The following is a 3,975-nucleotide window of genomic DNA, read 5'->3' as shown; positions in this document are numbered from 1 at the left end:
TTGGGTGTTTTTGCCCATCCCCTCGAAAAGGGGGAATAAGAAAAAAGCAAGTCTTTCTTTTAAGAGAGCTTGCTTTTTTCTAAGCTATATTCGTATTCTTTGACTATTCTATAAAATGTATTGCTCTTCATTCCTACTCTTTGCATGGCTTCTACAGCAGTAATTTTATGATCTTTCTATTCTTGATAAGTTTCTTTAAAATTATCATCTATTTCAACTTTTTTGCGGCCAAATTTAACTCCTTTTTGAAGTGCAATTGTAATTCCCTCTTTTTGTCGTTCGCGGATTCTTTTTCTTTCATCTTCAGCCATATAACTTAATAACTGTAAAATTAAATCTGAAATAAGAGTTTCAATTCCATTTAAATCTTTATATTCATGGTATTAAGAAGTGGCATATCTAACACAACGATATCAATCTTTTTTTCTTTAATTAATTCTTGTCATTCGTCTAAAATCATTTGTTTATTTCTTCCCAAACGATCTAGTGATTGAATATATAAAACATCGCCGTTTCTCAACATACGTTTCATAAGTTGATATTCAGGACGTTTAAAATCTTTTCCACTTGCTCTTTCAATAAAGATGTATTCTTCAGGAATACTTATTTCTGCTGCGGTTGCGAGTTGTCTCTCAATGGATTGATCTTTACTACTTACCCTAATATAGAAAAATTTCCTCATTATGTATTCCTTCCCCTATTTCACATTCTGCGTACAATCTATAATAAAAAAAATTTGATGGTTATAAGTTATAATTATGAAATATTAACCCCCCTTTAAACGCACCGTGTCAAACAGTATACTTTTTGACACGGTGTAATCTATTATAACTCTAACCCATAAGAAGATGTAGAAAACGATTAAACATGAATATTCAAAAAAGATTAACTATTTTAACTACAGATGAAATAAATCAACTTTATAGTAGACCTCTTTTTACAACTAAAGAGCGCGTACAATATTTTGCTCTTTCTCAAATGGAAACTGAATTGTTATATACTTTACGCTCAATAAAATCTAAAATTTATTTTATTCTTCAACTTGGATACTTTAAGTCAAAGCACTTATTTTTTCAATTTAACCTATGTGAAGTGAAAGAGGATGTTCAATATATTCTTAAAGTCCATTTCAATAATGCTGAGTTCTCAGATTTGGGATCTTATTGATAAGAAAACTAGGCTAAATCAACAACAACTTATTCTCAAGCGATTTAACTATTGTCTTTGTGATTCACAATCTCGACTAGATTTAAAAGAACAAGCTCGTAGAGCTGCAGCTATAAGTGAGAAACCGATTTTTATTTTTCGCGAGCTTATAAATTATTTAACTACTAAACGAATTATTATTCCTGGTTATAGCTTTATACAAGAGGTTATAGGAAATGCTATTACATATGAACAAAAACGCCTTATAAGGATTATACAAAAACAGCTATCCGAGACGGATAAACAGCATTTAAAAGAATTATTATATAATCCTGCTGGTTTATATAAGATTACTCGAATCAAACAGGAACCTAAAGACTTTAGTATGAATGAAATTAAACGGGAAATTGAATATGGGAAAGAAATGTATCCTCTTTTTCAACTGACCAATTCAATTTTGCCACAACTAAAAATTTCTAATAAAAGTATTAAATATTACGCTTCTTTAGTAGAATATTATTCCGTATATAAATTAAAAAGATTTAATGAATCCCTTATAAATCTTTATTTATTTTGCTTTATTTTTTATCGATACCAAAGAATGAATGATAATTTGATTAATAGTTTAATTTATAAAATGGGAAAATACAATGATGATATCGTATCCTTTGCAAAAGACGAAGTATATAACTATTACACAGAAAACCAAGAGGATTTCAAGAAAGTCGGAAATGTTTTACAAGTTATAATAGATGAAAACATTTCCGACTATACAGTATTTAAAGACATACAAAGACGTGTATTTTCTATCCTAGACCGTCCTAAATTAACTGAGCTAGCAAATCGAATCCTGAATACTTCGAAGATAGATGAAAAAGCGTTCCGTTGGGAACGTATTGATATATTAGCTTTACAATTCAAAAGACAAATTCGTCCTATTTTTATGACGATTGATTTTGTTACAACAGATATTGAAGATCCTCTTATGGATGCAATACATTTTTTAAAAGAAGTTTTGATGAAATGAAAAACTTTACTTAAATATGATATCGAAGATATTCCAAAAACCTTTATACAAAAAGGGGCCAAACGTTACCTTTACACGAAAGATGATGCGCATTCAAAACGTTTACTAATAGATCGATTTGAATTTTTAATTTATCATTCTTTTTGGCATCGCTTACAATCAGGAGATATTTTTTGTAGAGATAGCATACAGTATAGAAGTTTTGAAGATGATTTAGTCGATGAAGATACGTGGGTACATAAAGAGAGTATGATTCAAGATTTCAATTTAACTAAGCTACAACAGCCCATCGAAAAACATTTAAAAGAACTTGAAAACAAATTGGAAGCTCGTATCATCTCTATTAATAAAAGGATTACTTCTGGAAAAAACAAACATGTTCAAGTGAAAAAACATAAAAATCATCATTCTTGGACACTTCCCTATACTCGAGCTTCAGCTCTTATTAATCATTCTTTTTTCGATGTATTACCACAAGGTGATATAAGAAGTATCCTGTATTTTGTAAATCAGCAATGCAATTTTCTAGATAACTTTGACCATATTCTGGGACGCTATGCCAATCAAAAAGCAAATGATTATACTCTCATTCCATGTTTTAATAGCTTGGGAAACAAATATGGTGTTATATAGAATGGGAGAAGTCTCTGCTATGAATTTTTCAAAATTAGCTACTACATCAGCTAATTTTATTCGATTAGAAACATTAAAAGATGCAAATGATTGTATCAGTAATGCCACAAGTCAACTTCCTATTTTCCCGTATTTTAACATTGATGATTTCATCCATTCAAGTAGTGATGGTCAAAAATACGAAACACAGATTCATACACTACAATCCCGTCATTCCTCTAAATATTTTGGAATGAATAAAGGAATCACTTCTTATACAATGGTGGCTAACCACATTCCAATTCAAGCAAGAATTATTGGTGCAAATGAGCATGAAAGCCATTATGTATTTGATATTTTATACAATAATACAACCAACATAAAGCCTACTATCCATTCTATGGATACACATGGAACGAATGAAGTTAATTTTGCTGTTTTAGATTTGTTTGGTTACCAATTTGCACCTAGATATAAAGATATTCAAGCAACTATATCTCGAAATTTATATGGTTTTCAACATCCAAGTCATTATGAAGAATTACTGATTAAACCTGTGCGTAAAATTAATACAGATCTCATTGTAAAAGAATGGGACAATATAAAACGAATTATGGTATCTCTTGCTTTAAAGACGACGACTCAAAACGTTATTGTACGAAAATTAAGTTCTTATGCACGAAAAAATCAAACCAAGCGAGCATTATGGGAGTATGATAACATCATTAAAAGTCTATATTTTTTAGAATATATTGATTCATTATCATTACGTCAAAATGTTCAAAAATCACTAAATCGTGGAGAAAGTTATCATAAATTACGTCGATCCGTATCACGTGCAAACTTTGGGAAACTCCGCTTCAAGACTGAACAAGATCCGCACATTTGGAATGAATGTAGTAGACTGCTCAGCAACTGTATTGTTTATTACAATGCGAGTATATTATCTAATTTATTAATAAAATCCAAAGATACAGGGATTGTGATGAAAATATTACAGCATATTTCACCAATTGCATGGCAACATATCAATTTTTATGGTAGTTATGAATTTAGTAAATCCTCAACGGTAGTAAATATAGAGGAAATTCTTGCGAGTATCAATAAAGACGATATTCTAACCAGCTTAACACGAGAAGACTCCTTGGAAAAATGAAGTATGACTGTCCTTATTCCCCCTTTTCGGGGGG

2 pseudogenes are annotated in these 3,975 nt (G+C 30.3%); one reads left to right on the top strand and one right to left on the bottom strand.

The window, feature by feature from the left end:
- Positions 1-59: 59 nt before the first annotated feature.
- Positions 60-682: pseudogene (locus F3I02_RS17230) on the bottom strand (recombinase family protein).
- Positions 683-867: 185 nt separating this feature from the next.
- On the opposite strand from F3I02_RS17230, the pseudogene F3I02_RS17225 reads away from it, so the two are divergent.
- Positions 868-3,941, top strand: a pseudogene (locus tag F3I02_RS17225) (Tn3 family transposase).
- Positions 3,942-3,975: the final 34 nt, after the last annotated feature.

The sequence above is a fragment of the Bacillus sp. SRB3LM genome, assembly GCF_015712745.1.
Taxonomy (GTDB): Bacteria; Bacillota; Bacilli; order Bacillales; family Bacillaceae_G; genus Bacillus_A; species Bacillus_A thuringiensis_K.
The sequence above is the reverse complement of the archived record's forward strand: the minus strand, read 5'-3'. Positions and strand labels throughout refer to the sequence as shown.